We start from the raw sequence: 20,524 nt of genomic DNA, 5'->3' as shown, positions 1-20,524 counted from the left end.
ACCTCCCGCGCGCCCCGCGGCCACCCCCGATCAGGAGCCGGAGAGCCACTCCCGATACGCGTCGAAACCGTACGGACGGCCGAGGAAGGACTCGACGAGATCGGCGGCGTCGCGGCTGCCGCCGGGCTCGAGGATGTCGCGCCGATAGCGCGTCGCGACCTCGGCATCCATGGGGTCACCGCCGAAGGCGGAGAGCAGGTCGCGGGCGATCACGAGGCTCCACTGGTACGTGTAGTAGCACGAGCCGTACCCGGTCAGGTGACCGAACCCCGCGTACGAGTGGAGCCCGCGCAGCGGCGCGACGGGGCTCGTCACGGCGTACCAGTGCTCGCTCGCGGCCTGCAGGTCCGCCGGCCGGTCGACGTGCAGGTGGTACGACACGTTCGCGTGTCCGAGCTGGCGGCGCACCTCGAGCGCGCGGCCGAAGCCGTCCGCGACGGCCATCTTCGCGACGAGGTCCGCGGGGATCGGCTCTCCGTCCGGGCCGTGCGTGAAGGATGCCAGGACCTCGGCATCCCACGCCCACTCCTCCAGCAGCTGGCTCGGCGCCTCGACGAAGTCCCACTCGGTCGCGACGCCGGTGAACCGCGCGAAGCGCTGCGCGCCGCCGAGGATGTCGTGCACCAGATGGCCGAACTCGTGGAAGAAGGTCACGACCTCGTCGTGCGTCAGGTAGCCCCGGGCGAAGTTGCACAGGAGTACGGCCTCCGGCAGCACCCGATCCGTGATGCCCGGCGCGAGCCCGAAGCACGCGGCATGCGTGTACTTGCCCTCGCGCGGGTGCAGGTCGAGGTGGATGCGGCCGAGCCGCTCGGCGCCGTCACCCGAGGTGCGCACGACGTCGTAGGAGTGGACGTCCGGATGCCACGTCGCCACCTCGACCGGGACGTACTCGACATCGAGCAGTCGGCCGGTGGTCTCGAGCAGCCCCGGCAGCACGCGGTCGAACGTGAAGTACGACCGGACGAGCTGCGCGTCGACATCGTGGCGCTCCTTGCGGAGGGTGCTGAGGACGTGGAAGAAGTCCGCGATCGTGACCTCGGTGGCGGTCGGGTCGTCCTGTTGCAGCCGTTCGAGCAGGAGCGGGTACTCCGCCTCGGCGGCGGCGAGCGAGGCCTCGTCGACACGGGTGAGGAAATCGGCGATCGCCGACCCCGAGCCGATCATGCGGGTCTCGGTCTCGTAATCGGCCCAGTCGCCGTAGCCGAGCAGTGCCGCACGCTCGGCGCGGACGGCGAGGAGCTCGGCGAGCACCGCGTCGTTCTCGGGCCAGGCGAGGTCGTTGGAGGCGGCGACGAGCGCCGTGCGCGTCGCACGATCGGTCGCGTACTCGCGCACCGGCATGAGGTCGGGGTAGTCCGTCGTGAGGACGACGAGCCCGTCGTCCTGGGGCGGGTGCTCGTCGATGAAGTCCTGGGGAAGGCCCGCGAGAGCCTCCGGAGCGACGCGGATCTCGCGACGTCCGTCGCGGATGTTGCGCGAGAACTCGAGGCTCAGCTCGGTGTCGCGGTCGGTGAGCTCCCGCACGCGCTCCCGCTCGGCATCCGGCAGATCGACGCCCCCGCGCCGGAAATCGCGGAGCACGTGGCTCAGCAGACGTCGGGCGTCGTCGTCGAGACCCGCGGATGCCGCGGCCGCATCCGCCGCGCGGACGGCCGCGAACAGCTCCGGCCGCTGCAGGCGCTCCGCGCCGAGGGCTTCGAGGCGCTGCACTTCGGCCTCGGCGGCGGCGCGGACGGCCTCGTCCGGGTGCGACTCACTGAGGAGGTACACCTCGCTCGTCGCCCGGTGCAGCGCGATGTCGGCGTCGTTCCAGAGGTCCACGACCTCCGCGGCATCCACCGTCTGCGCCTCACCCGCGGCGTGCAGCCGCGCATCGACCTCCGCGATGAGGGCGACGGCGGCGGACGGCCGCTCGGTGACGAACGCGAGCCACCCCTCGTGGTCGGTCGGGAAGACGAGGGCGTCGGGAGAACTCATGATCCGAGCCTACGGGGCGGCTCCGACACGCACACCGTGCGCGGCGCGCAGGCGCGCGGGGGCGCGGCGCGCGGGGGCTCGGCGCTCAGCGCCGACCGAGCACGACGTCGGCGAACGACGGGCTGAACCGCCGCGCGACGTAGGTCACGGCCTCGTCGACGCCGAGCGCGCGCGTCGAGTTGCCCACGCGCACCCACAGATCCGTCGATCCGCCCTGAGTGAGGAAGACGGGCTCAGCGGAGCGCGGGCACCGGACGGCGCACACCGTGGCGCCGTCGAGCTCGGCGAAGCGGATCTTGGGGAGCGCCGCGGCGTTCTTGCCGAACGAGGTCGCGAGGAGGTCCCGCAGCCACAGCTCGAAGCGGTCCGCGTCGGGTGTGCGGAGCGTCGAGAAATCGCGATCGAGCCCGATCGGGCGCCCTGCATCGTCGACGCCGACGACGAGTGTGCCGCCGCCGCTGTTGAGGAACGCGGCGACGGTCTTCGCGACGACCTGCTCCATGCGCGCGTCCTTCTTCTCCTCACGCACGTTCCAGCGCGCCGTCTCCTTGAACTCGACGCGATCGCTCTCCCCCGCGGCGACGAGGGCCGCGACGTCGATCGCCGCATCGCGCCGAACGAGGGCGTAGACGGATGCCACGAGGAACGACAGCGCGATGCTGGTGCCCGCCGCGATCAGGAGCGACACCGGCATCCACAGCCGCAGGCCGAAGATGAACCAGCCCGCGACGAAGAGCCCGACGCTGATCCCGAGCATCGAGACGATCGTCATGACGGCGAAGGGCAGAGACAGCCGCGCGCCGAAGATGCGCCGCACGATCCAGGCGATCGCGGCCGCCACGAGGAGGGCGAGGGGAAGGGCGAGGGCGAGGTCGACGAGGACCGTGCTGCGCGGCATCCGCGCGCCTCAGCGCAGGGCGCCGACGGAGGCGAGCGCCTGGCGCACGAGCGTCGAGCGGCCGCCCTCCATCTCCGCGGCGAGGGAGTCGGAGGCCGCCTCCTCGGGGCTCATCCAGGTGACCTCGAGCGCGTCCTGGCGCGGTTCGCACGTGCCCGTCACGGGGACGACGAACGCGAGGGAGACGGCGTGCTGGCGGTCGTCGTGGAAGGCGCTCACGCCCGGCAGCGGGAAGTACTCGGCGACCGTGAAGGGCACCGGCTGCGGCGGGAGCAGCGGGAACGCCATCGGACCCAGGTCATTCTCGAGGTGGCGGAAGAGCGCGTCGCGGACGGTCTCGCCGTATCGAACCCGACCCGACACGATCGACCGGGTGATCTCGCCGAGCGGCGTCGCGCGCAGGAGCACGCCGATCTGCGTCACCTGTCCCATGCCGTCGGTGCGGACGGGGATCGCCTCGACGTAGAGGATCGGCAGGCGGCGGCGCGCCTCGGCGAGCTCGACGTCGGTGAGCCATCCGGGATTCGCGGCGTTCCCGGGCGCGGGCGACCCGAACGAGCCGTCGCCGAGCGGGTGCCCGCGTCGCGCGCCGTCGTCGTCGCGGTCGGCGGGATCGGGGTCGGGGGTGCGGACGGCCATGCCTCATGTATACCCCGTCGATTGCACGCGCGCCGATGGCGGTCGGCGGCGGCGAAGATGTCGGCGGCGTCACGCCGGGGGGTGGATGCCGGTACCGGGGGTGCCGGTGTCGGGGGGTGCCGGTGTCGGGGGTGGATGCCAGGATGAAGCGCATGAGCGAGATCCCCGCCCTCGACGACGACGCCGTGCTCTGGTCGGTGCCGCCCGACGAGCGCACCGCCGCGCTGCGCGACCGGCCGCTGCTCGTGCTGCTGCACGGGTACGGGTCGCACGAGGGCGATCTCTTCGGCCTCGTGCCGTACCTGCCGCCGGAGTTCGTCGTCGCCGCGGTGCGCGCACCGCTCTCGCCGCCGTTCCCGGCGCCCGGCTGGTCGTGGTTCCCGATCGAGGGGCTGCACGCGGCGGATCGGAATGCCGCAGCCGCCGTCACCGCGGCATCCGAACGCGTTCTGGAGTGGCTGGGGCGGGTCGCCCCCGACGCCGCGCCGGTCGGGCTCCTGGGGTTCTCGCAGGGCGGCGTGATCGCGCTGCAGACGCTGCGGCTCGCGCCGGAGCGCATCGCGTTCGCGGTCGTGCTCGCCGGGTTCGTCGCGGACGGCGAGCTGCCGAGGGATGCCGCACTCGCCGCTGCACGACCGCCCGTGTTCTGGGGCCGCGGCGCGCGCGACGAGGTCATCCCGGCCGATCGCATCGCGCGTACGACCGAGTGGCTGCCCGGGTTCGTCGAGCTGAGCGGGCGGGTGTATCCGGGGCTCACGCACAGCGTGTCGGAGGAGGAGCTCGCCGACGTCCGCACGTTCCTGCAGAAGCGGCTCGACGCGCCAGCGCAATGAGGACCACGGGGATGAGCGGACCGGCTCCCTGGCATCCCTCAGCCCGCACGGCTACAGTGGGGTCGTCCCCGTCCCGAGTGTGAGGAAGAGCCGTTGAAGCGTATCGACGCCGCGCAGTGACCCCGCGCTGATCGTCGAACCTCCGCTCTTCCGGGCCGGATCACCGACGCGTCCGCGCATCCCTTCCGCGCCGACCGTCGACCTTCCGCCTCCTCCGCGGCCGTGCTCCGGCACGCCGCCGCCGATGAACCGGTGTCCGCCGCGTCTGCGCATCCGCGACCCGGAGGACCCATGCCCACCACCCATTCCCCCACCCCCGCGGTCATCCTCGACCGCGTCACCTTCACCTGGCCCGACGGCACGACGGCACTGCACGACGTGTCGGGTGCCTTCGGTGCGGGCCGCACCGGCCTCGTCGGGCGCAACGGCACCGGCAAGTCGACGCTGCTCGCGCTCATCGCGAGCGCTCTCGAGCCGGCATCCGGAACGATCTCGACGACCGGAGCCGTCGACCTCCTGCCCCAGCGGCTGACGCTCACGACGGGCCGCCGTGTCGCGGACGTCCTCGGCGTGGCCGCACCGCTCGACGCGGTGCGCGCGATCGCCGCGGGCGACCCCTCGCCCGCCCACTTCGACGCCGTCGGCGACGACTGGGACGTCGAGGCGCGCGCCGGCGCGGCGCTCGCGGAGGCGGGGCTGCCCCTGGACGCGCTCGATCGCCGCATCGGCCAGCTCTCCGGCGGCGAGGCCGTGCTCGCCGCGCTCGTCGGCGTGCGTCTGCGCGGTGCGCCGATCGCGCTGCTCGACGAACCGACCAACAACCTCGACCGCGACGCGCGCGCCCGCGTCTACGAGCTCGTGCGGCGCTGGCGCGGCGCCCTCATCGTGGTCAGCCACGACACCGCTCTGCTCGAGCTCATGGACGACACGGCAGAGCTGTACGGCAGCGCGCTGTCGATCTTCGGCGGCCCGTACTCGCTGTGGCGCGAGGCGCTGGATGCCGAGCAGGCCGCCGCCCGTCACGCGGAGGCGGCGGCACGGCAGGTCGTGCGACGCGAGAGGCGCGACCGCATCCATCAGGAGCAGGTGCTGTCGACGCGTGCGGCGAACGGCCGACGGGCGTTCGTGGAGAAGCGGGTACCCGGCATCGTCGCGGGCGTGCGCAAGCGCGCGGCGCAGGAATCGGCCGGGCGCCTGCGGGTCGAGGCTGCCGGGAAGGAGTCGCAGGCGCGGACGGCGCTGGATGCGGCAGAGCGCCGGGTTCGTGACGACGACAGCGTGCGCATCGACCTCCCCGACCCCGGCGTCGGAGCCGGGCGGCGACTCGCGACCCTCAGATCGGTCACCGACGGCGCGGGCGGCGACGGCCGGTCGTGGGTGATCCAGGGGCCTGAGCGGGTGGCGCTGGTCGGACCGAACGGCGCCGGGAAGACGACGGTGCTGCAGCGGCTTGCCGGTGCCGCGGCGGGGGGCGAGGGGCAGGCGCGGGCCGAGGTCTCCGGCGTTCCACAAGCAGGCTGGATCGACGGCTTCGAGCCTGAAGACAGTCGGAAGAGCCGGTTCAGCCTGCGTTCGGTACAGGCGAGCGCGCACACCGACCGCGTGGGATACCTCTCGCAGCGCGTCGACGGACTCGACGACGTCGCCTCGCCGCTCGAGAACCTGCGCCGCGCGGCACCGGGCGTGGGAGATGTCGAGCTGCGGAACCGGCTCGCCCGCTTCCTGCTGCGCGGCGACACCGTGTTGCGCCCCGTCGCGGCGCTGTCGGGGGGTGAGCGGTTCCGTCTGGCGCTCGCGTGCGTCCTGATGGCCGATCCGCCGCCGCAGCTGCTGGTGCTCGACGAGCCGACGAACAACCTCGACCTTGACACGGTGGATCAGCTCGTCGAGGCCCTCGCCGCCTACCGCGGGGGCGTCCTGGTGGTGAGCCACGACGACGCGTTCCTCGCGCGCCTCGGCCTGGGCCTCGTGCTCGAGCTGCGCGATGGCCGGCTGACCGAGGCTCACATCGCCGCCCGGGCCGACCCCCCGGCGGGGTGAGGCCGCCCCCGCACGTTCCGTATTCAGTCCGCCCGCACCCCGCCCGCCGCGCGACCCGCGGGATTCCGCGCGGCGGCCTCGTGCGGCTTGGTGTCCAGACTGAATACGGAACGCGGGACGGGATGAAGACGGAACGCCGGGCGGACTGAACACGGCGCACCGGAGAGCCGAAGACGGGATGCCGGAGAGGCTGAGCCGGTACGGCCGTCACTCGCCGCGGGCGCCCACGGCCCACAGGGCGCCACCCGTCAGGGGCGTGAGGCCGGGGTAGCCGGGGGTGAGCCCCGCGGGCTCGATGGCGTTCAGGATCACGATCGCGAGCTGGGTGTCGGGGCAGTACGCCGCGATGCCGTTCGACCCGGGAATGGCTCCCGCGTGACCGTGGCAGGTGCCGACCCCGGGCACCATCCAGGTCGCAAGGCCCGCCCCCTCCCCCAGTTGCACGTGCGGCACTCCGGAGGCGTCGTACGCGGCCGAATAGTACTCCGACGACAGCGGCGTGATCGTCAGCATCTCGTCGAGGTGCGCCGCGTCGACGACGTCGCCGCCGACGAGCGCGCGGATCCAGATCGCCTGATCGGCGGCCGAGCTCACCATGCTGCCGGCCGACCACGCACCCGGCCACTGCGGCGAAGGCTGCTGTGGCTCGACGGCGCCGTTCTTCCCGGCGCAGTCGGCGCCTTCACCCCCCGCGCACGTGAGCACGAAGCCGTTCACCGCGTCCGGGCCGGACCCCTCCCCGTCGAGGTAGGTGTGCGTCAGGCCGAGCGGCTCGATGAAACGGGTGCGGACGAGCTCCTCGTAGGGAGTGCCGGCGGCCAGCTCGGCGATGCGGCCGAGCATGATGTAGCCGGCGTTCAGATAGGCGTACTCGGTGCCGGGTGCGAAGACAGGCGGCCGGGTGAAGACGTCGTCGATGAGTTCTTGCGGGCTCACATGGCCGACGAGATCGAAGTCGAGCTCGCTGAGTCCGCTCTCGTGCTGCAGCAGCAGTCGCACCGTGATCTGCCCGCCGCCCGGGGCGTCCGGGAACCAGCGGTCGATCGTGTCGTCCAGCGCCAGGACGCCCTCCTGGTCGAGCTGCATGACGAGCGCCGCCGTGAAGAGCTTCGTCATGCTCCCGATGTGGAACGTGGATGCCGCCTCCAGCGGCACACCCGGAGCGCCGTCGCCGCTCGCGGTCGCCACGACGTCGCCGTCACCGATCGCGGCGGCGAGCGCCGTGCCCGGGATCGTATAGGCGAACGGTCCCGTAGACGGCGACACGCGCCACTGCAGCAGCGCCGCCGACATCCGGTCGGCGAAAGCGGCGTCGGCATCCGGAGCCTGCGCCGCCGGCGCACAGCCGGCGAGCACGCCGGCGAGGGCGACGACGAGAGCGCTCGCAACGGCGATCCGCCGACTCCGTCCACGCAGGTTCATGACCTCAGTGTCCTGAACCGTCCACGCTGGTGACAAGAACCTCTTGCGGACGCGTCCGCAAGAGGACACTCTGGGTCGATGGACGACGCCTCCTTCCTGGCCCTGGCCTACCGCGGCCGCCCCGCGACGATCACGGAGCTGGCGGCCCTGGCGCAGCTCCCGATCGACGACGTGCACGCGGCGGTGACGCGCCTGCGCGCACGCGGCCGGGTCGGCGGGGTCGACGGACAGGGTGAGGACATCCGCTACCCGAACCCCGCGGACTGGGCGGCGGAGTCGGTCGCGGCGCACGCGGCGGAGCTCCGCACGACCGCGCGGGACCTCCTCGGCGAGATCGAGCGGGTCGTGACGGAGCTCCCCGGCATGATCGGGCACTGGTCGATCGGCCAGACCTCGGCCGAGCCGATGCCGGTCGTCACGCGCCACGGACCGCGCGCCTCGGAAGACGTGTGGTTCGAGTTCGGCCGACGCGACACCGGGACGCTGGATGCCGTGCTCCCCGACATCCAGCGATTCCTGACGAGCCCCGACGAGCGCGTGGTCCGCTTCTCCGAGGCGTTCCGCAGTAAGGACGCCGTCCGCGTGATCCTCCCGACGGCGGTCGCCGACGACCCGGCGATGGCCGAGTTGCTCGGCGCCTTCACCGCCGCGGGCATGGACTACCGGTTCCTCGACGACCCTCCGAGCTGGTTCTGGGTCGACGGCGACCAGATCGCCATTCCGTACGAATGGGGCGAGCATCGGCCGACGAGCGTCGTGAGTGTGCGCAGCGGCGCGCTGGCGGGGCTGCTCTCCGCGTACTTCGCCTCGCTCTGGCGGATCGCAACCCCGATGACGACACCCGCGGAGCCGTGGACGGGGCTCCTCCTGCTCATGCGGAGGGGGCTGACGCTCGACGCGGCATCCCGTCGGATCGGCGTCCACCCGCGAACGGGGCGTCGGCGCATCGCCGCGGCCATGAGCCACTACGGGGTGTCGACCCTCTTCGCGCTGGGAGCGGCGTGGGCCGCGGATGCCGCTCCGCCGCGATGACCGGCCTGACCGGGCCGATCGGCCCGGCGCGGGCCGAACCCGCGCCCGGGCGCTGTCGGCGAACACCCGCACCGATGTCGGGGGTGCGCGCGAAGATGGACGGATGAGCGACGTGCTCGAGCGATTCGGTCCTGCGACCCAGGACTGGTTCCGCGGCGCCTTCGCGAAGCCGACACCGGCGCAGATCGGCGCGTGGGAGGCGATCTCGCACGGCAAGCACGCGCTGGTCGTCGCGCCGACCGGCTCTGGCAAGACGCTGTCGGCGTTCCTGTGGGCGATCGACCGGGTCTTCCGCGAGCGCCCGGCACCTCCCGTCGCGTCCGACGCGGAATCGGCGCGTACGGCGACTGCGAAGAGGAAGAAACCGAAGACGGATGCCGCGACGACCCGCATCCTCTACGTGTCGCCCCTCAAGGCCCTCGGCGTCGACGTCGAGCGCAATCTCCGCTCGCCACTCGTGGGCATCGGGCAGTCGGCGCGCCGCCTCGGCATCCCGGTACCGGACGTCACCGTCGGGGTGCGCTCGGGCGACACGACCTCCGCGGACCGGCGCAAGCTCGTCGCCGAACCGCCCGACATCCTCATCACGACCCCTGAGTCGCTGTATCTCATGCTCACGTCGCAGGCATCCGAGACGCTCCGCGGCGTGCACACGGTCATCGTCGACGAGGTGCACGCGGTCGCGGCGACCAAGCGCGGCGCGCACCTCGCGGTGAGTCTCGAGCGCCTCGACGCTCTGCTCGAGACACCCGCGCAGCGCATCGGGCTGTCGGCGACGGTGCGTCCGATCGACGAGGTGGCGCGCTTCCTCGGCGGCTCGGCTCCCGTCGAGGTCGTCGCGCCCCGCGCGTCGAAGACCTTCGAGCTGCGCGTCGTCGTGCCGATGGACGACATGCTGAACCCGCCCCCGCCGCCCGGGTCCGCCCCCGCCGAGCGCGCGGATGCCGCCGACGCCGCGGAGAACGCGCAGGATGCCGGCGACGGCGACTGGTTCGCGACCCCCTCGCAGCCTTCCGAGGTCACCGGGTCGGTGTGGCCGCATGTCGAAGAGGCGATCGTCGACCGTGTGCTCGCGCATCGCTCCACGATCGTCTTCGCCAACTCGCGGCGGCTCGCCGAGCGGCTGACCGGGCGGCTGAACGAGATCTACGCCGAGCGGCTGGATGGTCTCGATACGCCGGCTGCGCCGGCTACTCGGCCACCGGATAAGGCTGCGACGAAGCCGCCGGCCGAGATGATGGCGCAGGCGGGCAGTTCGGCGGGCGTGGAGCCGATCCTGGCGAAGGCGCACCACGGCTCCGTGTCCAAGGAGCAGCGCGCCCAGGTGGAGGACGAGCTGAAGAGCGGCGTGCTGCGCTGCGTCGTCGCGACGAGCTCGCTCGAGCTCGGCATCGACATGGGCGCCGTCGACCTCGTCATCCAGGTCGAGGCGCCGCCGTCCGCGGCATCCGGCCTGCAGCGCGTCGGCCGCGCCGGGCATCAGGTCGGCGAGATCAGCCGCGCCGCGCTCTTCCCGAAGCACCGCGGCGACGTGCTGCACACGGCGGTCGTGACCGAGCGCATGCTCGCGGGGCAGATCGAGGCGATCTCGGTGCCGGCGAATCCACTCGACATCCTCGCGCAGCAGACGATCGCCGCCTGCGCGACGGGCTCGATCGAGGTGGAGGACTGGTTCGAGACGGTCAAGCGGTCCGCGCCGTTCCGCACCCTCCCGCGTTCGGCGTACGAGGCGACACTCGACCTCCTCGCGGGCAAGTACCCCTCCGACGAGTTCGCCGGACTGCGCCCGCGTGTCGTCTGGGATCGCGATCACGGCACGCTCACGGGCCGCCCCGGCGCGCAGCGCGTCGCCGTCACGAGCGGCGGCACGATCCCCGACCGGGGGCTGTTCGGCGTCTTCGTCGCGGGCGAGACGCGCAATGCCCGGGTCGGCGAGCTCGACGAAGAGATGGTCTACGAGTCGCGCGTGAACGACGTGTTCACGCTCGGCACGACGAGCTGGCGCATCGTCGAGATCACGCACGATCGCGTGAACGTCCTCCCCGCCTTCGGTCAGCCGGGCAAGCTGCCGTTCTGGCACGGCGACGGCCTGGGCCGGCCGGCGGAGCTGGGCGAGGCGCTCGGCGCGTTCTCGCGCGAAGTCGCGGCATCCCCCGTGGAGAAGGTGACCGAGCGCCTGCGCGAGTCGGGACTCGACGACAACGCGATCGGCAATCTGCTCGCCTACCTCGCCGAGCAGAAGGAGGCGACGGGAACGCTGCCGACCGACCGCACGCTGACGGTCGAGCGGTCGCGTGACGAGGTCGGCGACTGGCGCATCATCCTGCATTCCCCGTACGGCATGCATGTGCACGGGCCGTGGGCGCTCGCGGTGAACGCCCGCATCCGCGAGCGGCTCGGCGTCGACGGGTCGGCGGTCGCGAGCGACGACGGCATCATCGTGCGGGTGCCGGATGCCGAGAGCGAACCGCCCGGCGCCGAGCTTTTCGTCTTCGACGCCGACGAGCTCGAACAGATCGTCACGGACGAGGTCGGCGGCTCCGCCCTGTTCGCCTCCCGCTTCCGCGAATGCGCCGCTCGCGCGCTGCTGCTGCCGCGCCTGAACCCCCACAAGCGGTCGCCGCTGTGGCAGCAGCGCCAGAAGTCCGCGCAGCTACTGGAGGTCGCGAAGAACCACCCGACGTTCCCGATCATCCTCGAGACACTGCGCGAAGTCCTGCAGGACGTCTACGACGTGCCCGCGCTGCTGCGCATCGCGCGGTCGATCGCCGATCGGCGCATCCGCCTCGTCGAGACGACGACGAGCCAGCCGTCGCCGTTCGCCCGCGACCTGCTGTTCGGATATGTCGGCGCGTTCATGTACGAGGGCGACTCGCCGCTGGCCGAGCGGCGGGCCGCCGCGCTGTCGGTCGACCCGGCGCTGCTGTCCGAGCTCCTCGGCAAGGTCGAGATGCGCGAGCTCCTCGATCCCGCCGTCATCGCGCAGTTCGCAGCCGAGGCGCAGCGCCTGGCACCGGATCGGCGCGTCCACGGGGTCGAGGGCGTCGCGGACCTCCTCCGGCTGCTGGGGCCGCTGAGCGCCGACGAGGTCGCGCTGCGCCTCGCAGACGGACCCGAGGCACCCGCCGACCGCGCCACGGCGGCAGCACTCCTTGACGAGCTCGTGACGGCGCGGCGCGCGATCGCTGTGACGATCGCGGGCGAGGCCCGCGTCGCGCAGATCGAGGATGCCGGGCGTCTGCGCGACGCCCTCGGGGTGGCGCTGCCCGTCGGCATCCCGGTCGCCTTCCTCGAGCCGGTCGCCGATCCGCTCGCCGACCTCGTCGCCCGCCACGCCCGCACGCACGGGCCGTTCCGCACATCGGAGGTCGCGACGCGGCTCGGGATCGGCGCCGCGGTCGCGCGCCAGACGCTGCAGCGCTTGGAGTCGCAGGGGCGCATCGCGAGCGGGTTCTTCCTCCCCGCCGAGACCTCGCGGGGTGCGAGGCCCGGCGCCTCACCCGATGGCATGGGCGGTTCCGACGCCGGCGATCTGGAGTGGTGCGACAGCGAGGTGCTCCGGCGCCTGCGGCTGCGCTCGCTCGCGGCGATCCGCGGGACGGTCGAGCCGGTCGCCCCCGAGGCCTTCGCCCGGTTCCTGCCGTCCTGGCAGCACGTCGCGGGGTCGGTCGGCGGGCGGCCGCTCGAAGGCATCGATGGTGTGCTGGCGACGATCGAGCAGCTCGCCGGGGTGCCGCTGCCGGCGAGCGCGTGGGAATCCCTCATCCTGCCGTCGCGCGTCTCCGACTACGCACCGACGATGCTCGACGAGCTCACCGCGACCGGTGAGGTGGTCTGGTCGGGGCATGGATCGCTGCCCGGCCGGGACGGGTGGATCGCCCTGCATCCCGCCGATGCCGCCGCGCTGACTCTCGCCCCTCACGACGACGGCGCGGAACCCGACGCCGCCCGAGACGCTCTCGAACAGCAGCTCCTCACGGCGCTGGGTTCGGGCGGGGCGTATTTCGCCGCGCAGCTCGTCGCGATGACGGGGGCCCCGAGCGAGCAGGCGGTCATCGACGCGCTCTGGAACCTCACTTGGACGGGACGCGTCACGAACGACACGTTCGCGCCCGTGCGCGCGCTCCTGGGCGGAGGATCGCAGGCGCACCGCGCGGTGCGGCGCACACCGCGGGCGCGGATGTTCCGCGGCGTCCCGCTCGCGGCGGTGCGCGGGGCGACGGCGGGAGCCCCGGCGCCCGCACGACCTCCGCTGGTGGGTGGGCGCTGGTCCCTGCTGCCCGAGCCGAGCACCGACGACGCGCTCCGCGCGACGGCCGCGGCGAGCATGCTGCTCGAGCGCTACGGGGTCGTGACGCGCGGCAGCGTGCAGTCCGAAGGGCTGCCGGGCGGCTTCGCCCAGGCCTATCGGATCCTGGCCGGGTTCGAGGACGCCGGGCACACCCGTCGCGGGTACTTCATCGAGCGCCTCGGCGCGGCGCAGTTCGCGGCATCCGCCACCGTCGACCGACTGCGGACTTTCGCCGCACTCCCCGATCCGGCGCCGCTGCACGCGCTCACCCTCGCCGCGACCGATCCCGCCAACCCGTACGGCGCTGCTCTCGGCTGGCCCGCGCTCGAGGGCGTCGCCCACCGCCCGGGCCGCAAGGCGGGGGGTCTCGTCGTGCTCGTCGACGGCGCGCTCGTGCTGTACCTCGAGCGCGGCGGCCGTTCGGCGCTCGCGTTCTCGGATGACGACGCGGTGCTCGCCGCAGCGGCGCGGAGCCTCGTCGACGCCGCGCGCGCGCGGCGACTCGACACCCTCACGGTCGAGCAGGTGTCGGGAGCGTTCGTCTACGGCACGCCGGTCGGGCGCGCCCTTCTCGCCGCGGGCTTCGTCGAGTCGAGCCGCGGCCTGACGCTCCGGCGGCAGCGGTGAGGCTGTCGCCGGCTCCGACGGTGATCGAGTGCCGCGGCGCATGCGCGGCGACTCCGACGGTGATCGAGTGCCGCGGTGCAGCCGCGGTGTATCGAGATCACCGCACCACGGCCGGGCCCTCCCATGCCTGAAGGCGACACCGTCTTCCGCACCGCGCGGCGTCTCCACGACGCGCTCGCCGGCCAGGAGGTGACGCGCTTCGACCTGCGCGTTCCTCGCTATGCGACCGCCGATCTCACCGGTGAGGTCGTCCGCGACGTGACGCCCCGGGGCAAGCACCTCCTCATGCGCATCGGCGAGCTGACCCTCCATTCCCATCTGAAGATGGAGGGGCGCTGGCTCGTCTTCCGCCCCGGCGAGCGCTGGCGTGCCCCCGAGTACCAGGCGCGCGCGATCGTCGGCACCGCGCGGGCGACCGCCGTCGGCTTCGAGATCGCGATGGTCGACCTCGTGCCCACCGCCGACGAGGACGACCTCGTCGGGCACCTCGGACCCGACCTGCTCGGGCCGGACTGGGACCCGGATACCGCGGCCCGGAACCTCGCGGCCGACGCGCGCGCGGTCCACGTGGCGCTGCTCGATCAGCGCAATCTCGCCGGGCTCGGCAACGAGTACGCGAACGAGCTGCTCTTCGTCCGCGGCATCCTGCCCACCCGCCCCTCGTCTGCGCTCGATGCCCCGGCCGTCACGGGACTCGTCGACACGGCTGCGCGGATGATCCGCGCGAACCGCGACCGGTCCGGCCGCACCTTCACGGGCGACACCCGCCCCGGTCAGCAGGACTGGGTCTATCGCCGCGGCGGCAAGCCGTGCCGGCGGTGCGGCACACTCATCCGCCGCGCCGATCTCGGTGCCACCACGACGAGCGAGCGGATCGTCTTCTGGTGCCCGGTCTGCCAGACGTGACCGGCTCAGCCGTCGACCAGCCCGTCGGTCAGCCTCGCGAGCTGTGATCCGGCCGCCTTCAACCAGCGCTCCGGATCCGCCACGGCCGCGGCCGCGGAACCCGCGACGTCCGTGAGCGCGACCACCGCCCGGAACGGAGCGAGATCGGCGTCGTCGGCGATCCTGCCCGCGACGAGCGCAACGGGGACACCCGCGGCATCCGCCGCATCTGCGACGAAAGCCGGCACCTTGCCCGCGCGGGACTGGGCATCGTAGGAGCCTTCGCCCGTCACCACGAGCACGGTGTCCGGGGCCGAGACGGCCTCCGCGAGGCCACTGCGACGAGCGATCTCCGCCGCCCCCGGCACGAGTCGGGCACCCCACGCGAGGAGCGCGTAGCCGGTGCCCCCGGCGGCTCCGGCGCCGGGGGTCTCCGCGTGCGCGAGCCCGCCGAGGAGCTCGGCGAACCGCGTGAGCCGATCGTCGGCGAATCGGATGCCATCGGCATCCAGCCCCTTCTGCGGACCGAACACCGCCGCCGCGCCGCGCGGGCCGGTGAGCGGGCTCGTCACGTCGCACAGCACGGTCACACCGCCCTCGGGCAGCCGCCGGATCCCCGAGAGGTCGACGTCGGCGAGCTGGCCGAGGCCGCGAAGCCCCGGCGCGATCGGCGCGCCGGTCGCGTCGGTGAGTCGCGCGCCGAGCGCCGTCAGCACACCCGCGCCGCCGTCGGTCGACGCACTGGAGCCGATGCCCAGGATCAGTCGGCGAGCGCCGCTGTCGAGCGCGTCCGCGATGGCCTGGCCGAATCCGGACGTGTCGGCATCCCACGGGCTGGGCTGGTCGAGCAGCTCGAAACCGCTCGTGGAGGCGAGCTCGACGACGGCCGTGACGCCGACATCGCCCGCTGCCGCAGGGAGCATCAACCACGACGCGGCGACGTCCGCGCCGTGGGGTCCGCGGACCACCACGGGCACCCGGCGCGCCGAGGGCACGGCGGCGGCGAAGGCCTCGAGAGTGCCTTCGCCGCCGTCCGCCATCGGTCGTGGAATCAGCTCGTCGCCCGGCCTCGCCGCACGCCAGCCGGCGGCGAAGGCGTGGACGGCGACGGATGCCGCGATCGAGCCCTTGAAGCTGTCGAACGCGATGACGACGCGAGCGGTCATGATCTCAGTATCGCCCGCTGATGCGGCGCGCGTCCGGCGCTCACCGCGCCGCCCCAGCGGAGCTCCCCTCAGTGGCCGAGGTACCGACCGGGTCGGTGATTGAGCGCGAGCACGAGGTTCAGCAGCACCGCGCCGACCGCGCTCATGAGCACGTTCGTCCAGGGGACGACGAGGAGCGCCGAGAGGACGATCAGGACGTCGAAGATCATCATCGTCCAGCCGGCGCGGAAGCCCGTGCGGTCCTGGATCTCGAGCCCGATGATGTTGATGCCGCCGACGCTCGCCCGATGGCGGAACAGGATCAGCACGCCCACCCCCGCGAGGAGGTTGCCCGCAAGCGTGCCGTACCAGGGCTCGATCCATCCCACGGGGAACAGCGCGTCGTGCACGAGGGCCCACCCGGACACCGCGCCGATGCAGATGAGCGTGCGCACCGTGAAGTCCCAGCCGCGTCGCCACACCGCGAGGAGGGCGAACGGCGCGTTGATGACGAGGAACAGCAGCCAGAACGGCCAGGCCGTCGCGTAGCCGAGGAGGAGCGACAGACCTGCCGTGCCGCCCGTGACCGCGTGCGCCGCGTGCAGCAGATGCAGTCCGAGGGAGACCAGGAACGTCCCGGTCGCCAGCCCCAGCAGATCCTCGGCGACTCCGTGCTCGTTGTTCTTCTCGTCGAAGACGAGAGAGGGCCCGGTCGTCGGGTCGGGCTCGGGGGCGGGCGCGGTCACGGCATCCATTCTCGCAACCCGATGCGCCTCGGCTGACCCCGGCATCCGTCCGGCCCCATCCGCGGGAATGAATCCCCGCGCCCTCCGGTTGCATTCCGCGAGGAGGACTCGTGGGCAAGAACTACGTCGACATCGAAGACGATCAGGGGAAGACGCTGCGCTACCGCAAGCACGTCAACGGTCGCGGCCTCATCGCGAACGGCGCCAAGGTGCACGCGAGCGCGCTCGTCGAGGCGGGCGCGTACGTCGAACCGGGCGTGCAGATCGCGGAGGGCGCGCACATCGGCCGGGGAGCGTGGATCGAACCGGATGCCGTCATCGGCCGCGGCGCCGAGATCGCACCGCACGCCCACATCGGCTCCGGTGCGGCGATCGGCTCGAAGGCCAAGATCGGCGTGCGCACCGTCGTCGGGGCGCACGCGCGCGTCGCGGGTGGATCGCTCATCGGCGACGATGAGCAGATCGCCGACGGCGAGACCGTCGCGACCGACCGCCGCGGGCTGCGTCTGGCGGCCTGAGCCCTCGAGGAGCGAAGATCGGCGCGCAGCGCGCCCGATGGCCCGCGCTACGCTGGCGGGATGGCAGGGCGGAGTGCGGCGGGGCGGCCCGGTCCCGGGCGCCCGCGACGGCAGAGCGGAGCGGGCGCGGCATCGCGCGCGCGGACGTCGAAGCCCGCGCCGTCCGCGAAGAAGCCCGCACCCCCGCGATCACAACAACAACCCGCCCCGCAATCCGCCCTCCCGCCCGGACCGTTCCGGCTCGGCGCCATCGAGGGCGCGACGCCGGGAAAGTGGATCGACGTCTGGAAGACGCGGTACAGCGGCGTCCCGCTGGAGCTCGTCCCGCTCGGAATGGACGATCAGCGCGCGGCGGTGGCCTCGGCATCCGTCGACGCCGCGCTCGTACGGCTGCCGATCGACCGTGCGGGGCTGCACGCGATCACCCTCTACGACGAGGTCCCGGTCGTCGTGTGCGGCGCCGATTCGCACCTCACCGCGGCTGACGAGCTGACGCTCGCCGATCTCGCGGGCGAGGTCGTGATCACGCCCGCGCATCCGCCGCTCACGGTCGACGTGCCCGGCGCGGTCGCCCCGCGGTTCGCGCCGCCCGCGACCGTCGAAGAGGCCGTCGCGACGGCGGCGACGGGGGTCGGCGTCGTCATCGTGCCGATGTCGCTCGCGCGCCTGCACCATCGGAAGGATGCCGCGCACCGCCCGCTCACCGACGGGCCGCTGTCGACCGTCGCCCTCGTCTGGCCGGGCGACGGCCCGACGCCGCCGCTCGTAGACGCGTTCATCGGCATCGTGCGCGGACGCACGGCCAACTCATCGCGCTGACGGAACTCGTCGCACTGACGGAACGGGTCGCGCAGGCGCTTAGACTCGCCCCATGACGTCGCTCGTGTATCTGTGCGCGCGCCCACAGGAGGGTGCCGCGGCCGCCGAGTACGAGTCGTTCCGCAGCGCGATGCGCCTGAGCGAGGACGAGCTGGAGCGCTGGGATCTCGTGCGCGACCCCCTCCCCGCGGACGCGTCGTCGCGGTGGCGCGGCGCGGTCGTCGGCGGCAGCCCGTTCAACGTGACCGACCCCGAAGAGACCAAGACCGACGCGCAGCGCCGGCTCGAGGCGTCCCTCGCACGCCTCGCCGACGATGCGGCGGCCGGCCGCATCGCGGCACTGTTCACGTGCTACGGCATCGGCGTCGCGACCCGAGCGCTCGGCGGCGAGGTGACGCGCGCCTACCCCGAAGACACCGGCCCGACCCCCGTCGCACTGACGGCCGACGGCCGCGCAGACCCGCTCTTCGGCGCCCTCGCGCACCGCTTCACGGCGCTCACCGCTCACAAGGAGGGCACGGCGACGCTGCCTCCCGGCGCGGTGCTGCTCGCCGAGAACGATGGATGCCCCGTGCAGGCGTACCGCGTCGGCGACCGGCTGTACGCGACGCAGTTCCACCCCGAACCGACCGGTCACGCGTTCACGGAGCGCATGGCCGTCTACCGCGACGGCGGCTACTTCGCGGCGCCCGACTACGACCGCATCGCCGCGAAGGTCCTCGCCGCGTCGCTGTCCGAGCCCCCGCGGATCCTCCGCGCCTTCGCCACCGCGTTCTGACCCCGCCAGGGCTGCAGGGCGCGCAGGCTACGCGCGCGGGCCGACGACGACGGCCGCGTCCGGCGGCAGCACGAGGCCATCGGATGTCGCGGCATCCGCCGTCGCGAGCCACACCGCGTCGCCCGGTGCGAGATCCGGGCGCCACGGCTCCGGCGAGAGGTTGACCCAGACGGTCGCCGCGCCCCGGCGCAGGATCCACCGGCCGGGGCCCACCGCCTCGGCGCGCTGCCCCGCGCGGTCGGGATCGGTCAGCTCGGGATGCGTCCGCCGCAGCCGCGCGAGCGTGCGGTACAGCGCGAGCAGGCGCGCGTGGTCACCCTCGGCGGCCTCGGCCCAGTCGAGCTTCGACCGCGCGAAGGTCGCCGGGTCGTTCGGGTCGGGCACGAGCGACTCGTCCCAGCCCATCGCGGCGAACTCGGCCGTCCGCCCCGCGCGCACCGCCTCGGCGAGCTCGGGCTCGGGGTGCGACGTGAAGAACTGCCACGGCGTGGAGGCGCCCCACTCCTCCCCCATGAAGAGCATGGGAGTGCCGGGCGCGGTCATCGTGAGGACGGCGGCGACCGCGAGGCGGTCGTACGACAGCGACTGGCTGAGCCGATCACCGGCGGCGCGATTGCCGATCTGGTCGTGGTCCTGCGCGAACTCGACGAACCGCCACGACGGCACCTCCGGGGGGACGGGCGCCCCCCAGTCGCGCCCGCGGAACGACGAGTACGTGCCGTCGTGGAAGAACCCGCCCGCCCACGTCTTCGGCAGTGCCCCCGGGTCGGCGAAGTCGGCGTAGTACCCCGCCGTCTCGCCCGTGAGGGCGACGTGGATGGCGTGGTGCCAGTCGTCGACCCACTGCGCGTGGATGCCGTAGCCGCCGGCATCCCGCGCCGTGATCATGATCGGATCGTTGAGGTCGCTCTCCGCGATGAGGGTGAGCGGCCGCCCGAGGTCGGCGGAGAGCGCATCGACGCGGGCCGACAGCTCCGCGAGGACGTGCACGGGCTGCGCGCCCGACTCGTGCAGCGCGTGCACGGCATCGAGGCGCAGGCCGTCGACGTGGTACTCGCGCAGCCACATCACGGCGTTGTCCGTGATGTGGTCGCGGACGGCGCGCTCGTCGAGGTCGACGCTGTCTCCCCACGTGTTGGCGTGACCGTCCCGCAGGTACGGCCCGAACTCGGGCAGGTAGTTGCCGGCGGGTCCGAGGTGGTTGTACACGACGTCCTGGATCACCGCGAGACCGGCCGCGTGCGCGGCATCCACGAAGCGCCGGTAGGCCTCGGGCCCGCCGTAGTCCTCCTGCACGGTGTACCAGAGCACCCCGTCGTAGCCCCAGTTGTGCGTGCCGTTGAAGCCGTTGACCGGCAGCAGCTCGACGTGAGTGACGCCGAGATCGGCGAGGTAGGCGAGCTTCGCGGCGGCCGCATCGAGCGTGCCCTCGGGGGTGAACGTGCCGAGGTGCAGTTCGTAGATGAGACCTCCGGCGAGCGCGCGGCCCGGCCACGCGGCATCCGTCCAGGGGAAGGATGCCGCGTCGTCCCACGCCGACAGCTCGTGCACGCCGCGAGGCTGGCGTCGCGACCGCGGGTCGGGCCGGGCCGGCAGGTCGTCACCGTCGCCTTCGGCCCCGACCTCGCCTTCGGCCCCGCCGAGCACGAATCCGTACTCGTCACCCGCGGCGAGGCTGACGTCCGTGCGCCACCAGCCCGCATCCGCCGCATCGAGGTCGACGTCGCCCTGCCCCGGTCGCCGCAGCCGCACCCGCGCCGCGCGCGGCGCCCACACCTCGATCGTCATGGGACCATCCTGCCCGCCCGCACACGGTGCCCTGCTCCCCTTGACGTACTCCGCAGATCGTCGCGTACTCCGCACCCGGATGC

Annotated in this window: 15 protein-coding genes; 8 read left to right on the top strand and 7 right to left on the bottom strand. The window is 73.2% G+C overall.

Annotation, left to right across the window (positions count from 1 at the left end):
* Positions 1–30 precede the first annotated feature (30 nt).
* From J0I43_RS10055 to J0I43_RS10045, 3 genes are all read right to left on the bottom strand, one after another.
* Entirely contained in the window at positions 31–1,980 is a 1,950-nt protein-coding gene (locus J0I43_RS10055; RefSeq protein WP_292862832.1) for a M3 family metallopeptidase, read from the bottom strand.
* An 85-nt stretch (positions 1,981–2,065) separates the two neighbouring features.
* Positions 2,066–2,878, bottom strand: a complete 813-nt coding sequence (locus J0I43_RS10050; protein WP_292862829.1) for a helix-turn-helix domain-containing protein — start codon at positions 2,876–2,878, stop codon at positions 2,066–2,068.
* Between the two features lie 9 nt (positions 2,879–2,887).
* Positions 2,888–3,517, bottom strand: a complete 630-nt coding sequence (locus J0I43_RS10045) for an NUDIX hydrolase family protein (protein WP_292862826.1) — start codon at positions 3,515–3,517, stop codon at positions 2,888–2,890.
* A 152-nt stretch (positions 3,518–3,669) separates the two neighbouring features.
* Between J0I43_RS10045 and J0I43_RS10040 the strand changes: the two genes are divergently transcribed.
* Entirely contained in the window at positions 3,670–4,350 is a 681-nt protein-coding gene (locus J0I43_RS10040; protein WP_292862824.1) for an alpha/beta fold hydrolase, read from the top strand.
* A 291-nt stretch (positions 4,351–4,641) separates the two neighbouring features.
* Positions 4,642–6,390, top strand: coding sequence for an ATP-binding cassette domain-containing protein (locus tag J0I43_RS10035; RefSeq protein ID WP_292862821.1), 1,749 nt, complete (start codon positions 4,642–4,644; stop codon positions 6,388–6,390).
* Positions 6,391–6,597: 207 nt separating this feature from the next.
* Here J0I43_RS10035 and J0I43_RS10030 read toward each other — a convergent pair whose 3' ends face one another.
* A complete protein-coding gene (locus tag J0I43_RS10030; RefSeq protein ID WP_292862818.1) occupies positions 6,598–7,812 on the bottom strand; it encodes a serine hydrolase in 1,215 nt (404 codons plus the stop codon).
* 78 nt (positions 7,813–7,890) lie between these two features.
* On the opposite strand from J0I43_RS10030, the gene J0I43_RS10025 reads away from it, so the two are divergent.
* From J0I43_RS10025 to J0I43_RS10015, 3 genes are all read left to right on the top strand, one after another.
* Positions 7,891–8,844, top strand: a complete 954-nt coding sequence (locus J0I43_RS10025) for a hypothetical protein (RefSeq protein WP_292862815.1) — start codon at positions 7,891–7,893, stop codon at positions 8,842–8,844.
* Positions 8,845–8,947: 103 nt separating this feature from the next.
* Positions 8,948–13,762 (top strand): ATP-dependent helicase, encoded by a 4,815-nt coding sequence (locus J0I43_RS10020; protein ID WP_292862812.1) that lies wholly within the window; start codon positions 8,948–8,950, stop codon positions 13,760–13,762.
* A gap of 123 nt (positions 13,763–13,885) precedes the next feature.
* Complete coding sequence (locus J0I43_RS10015) at positions 13,886–14,668, top strand: DNA-formamidopyrimidine glycosylase family protein (RefSeq protein WP_292862809.1); 783 nt, start codon at positions 13,886–13,888, stop codon at positions 14,666–14,668.
* Positions 14,669–14,673: 5 nt separating this feature from the next.
* On the opposite strand, the gene J0I43_RS10010 is transcribed toward J0I43_RS10015, so the two are convergent.
* Together J0I43_RS10010 and J0I43_RS10005 are read right to left on the bottom strand one after the other, a co-directional pair.
* Positions 14,674–15,813, bottom strand: a complete 1,140-nt coding sequence (locus J0I43_RS10010; protein ID WP_292862806.1) for a glycerate kinase — start codon at positions 15,811–15,813, stop codon at positions 14,674–14,676.
* A gap of 68 nt (positions 15,814–15,881) precedes the next feature.
* Complete coding sequence (locus tag J0I43_RS10005) at positions 15,882–16,547, bottom strand: YitT family protein (protein ID WP_292862803.1); 666 nt, start codon at positions 16,545–16,547, stop codon at positions 15,882–15,884.
* Between the two features lie 101 nt (positions 16,548–16,648).
* Between J0I43_RS10005 and J0I43_RS10000 the strand changes: the two genes are divergently transcribed.
* From J0I43_RS10000 to J0I43_RS09990, 3 genes are read left to right on the top strand one after another with little or no spacing between them, the layout of a single operon-like run.
* Positions 16,649–17,056, top strand: a complete 408-nt coding sequence (locus tag J0I43_RS10000) for a transferase (protein ID WP_292862800.1) — start codon at positions 16,649–16,651, stop codon at positions 17,054–17,056.
* Between the two features lie 60 nt (positions 17,057–17,116).
* Positions 17,117–17,875 (top strand): LysR family transcriptional regulator substrate-binding protein, encoded by a 759-nt coding sequence (locus tag J0I43_RS09995; RefSeq protein WP_292862797.1) that lies wholly within the window; start codon positions 17,117–17,119, stop codon positions 17,873–17,875.
* Between the two features lie 52 nt (positions 17,876–17,927).
* Complete coding sequence (locus J0I43_RS09990) at positions 17,928–18,653, top strand: GMP synthase (protein ID WP_292862794.1); 726 nt, start codon at positions 17,928–17,930, stop codon at positions 18,651–18,653.
* 27 nt (positions 18,654–18,680) lie between these two features.
* Here the strand turns inward: J0I43_RS09990 and treZ are convergent, their stop codons facing one another.
* Positions 18,681–20,441: a malto-oligosyltrehalose trehalohydrolase gene (gene treZ, locus J0I43_RS09985; RefSeq protein ID WP_292862791.1), complete on the bottom strand. Its 1,761-nt coding sequence runs from the start codon at positions 20,439–20,441 to the stop codon at positions 18,681–18,683.
* Positions 20,442–20,524: the final 83 nt, after the last annotated feature.

It is taken from the genome of Microbacterium sp. (assembly GCF_017305435.1).
GTDB lineage: Bacteria > Actinomycetota > Actinomycetes > Actinomycetales > Microbacteriaceae > Microbacterium.
Note: the sequence above shows the minus strand (reverse complement) of the source record. Positions and strands in the feature narration are given on the sequence as shown.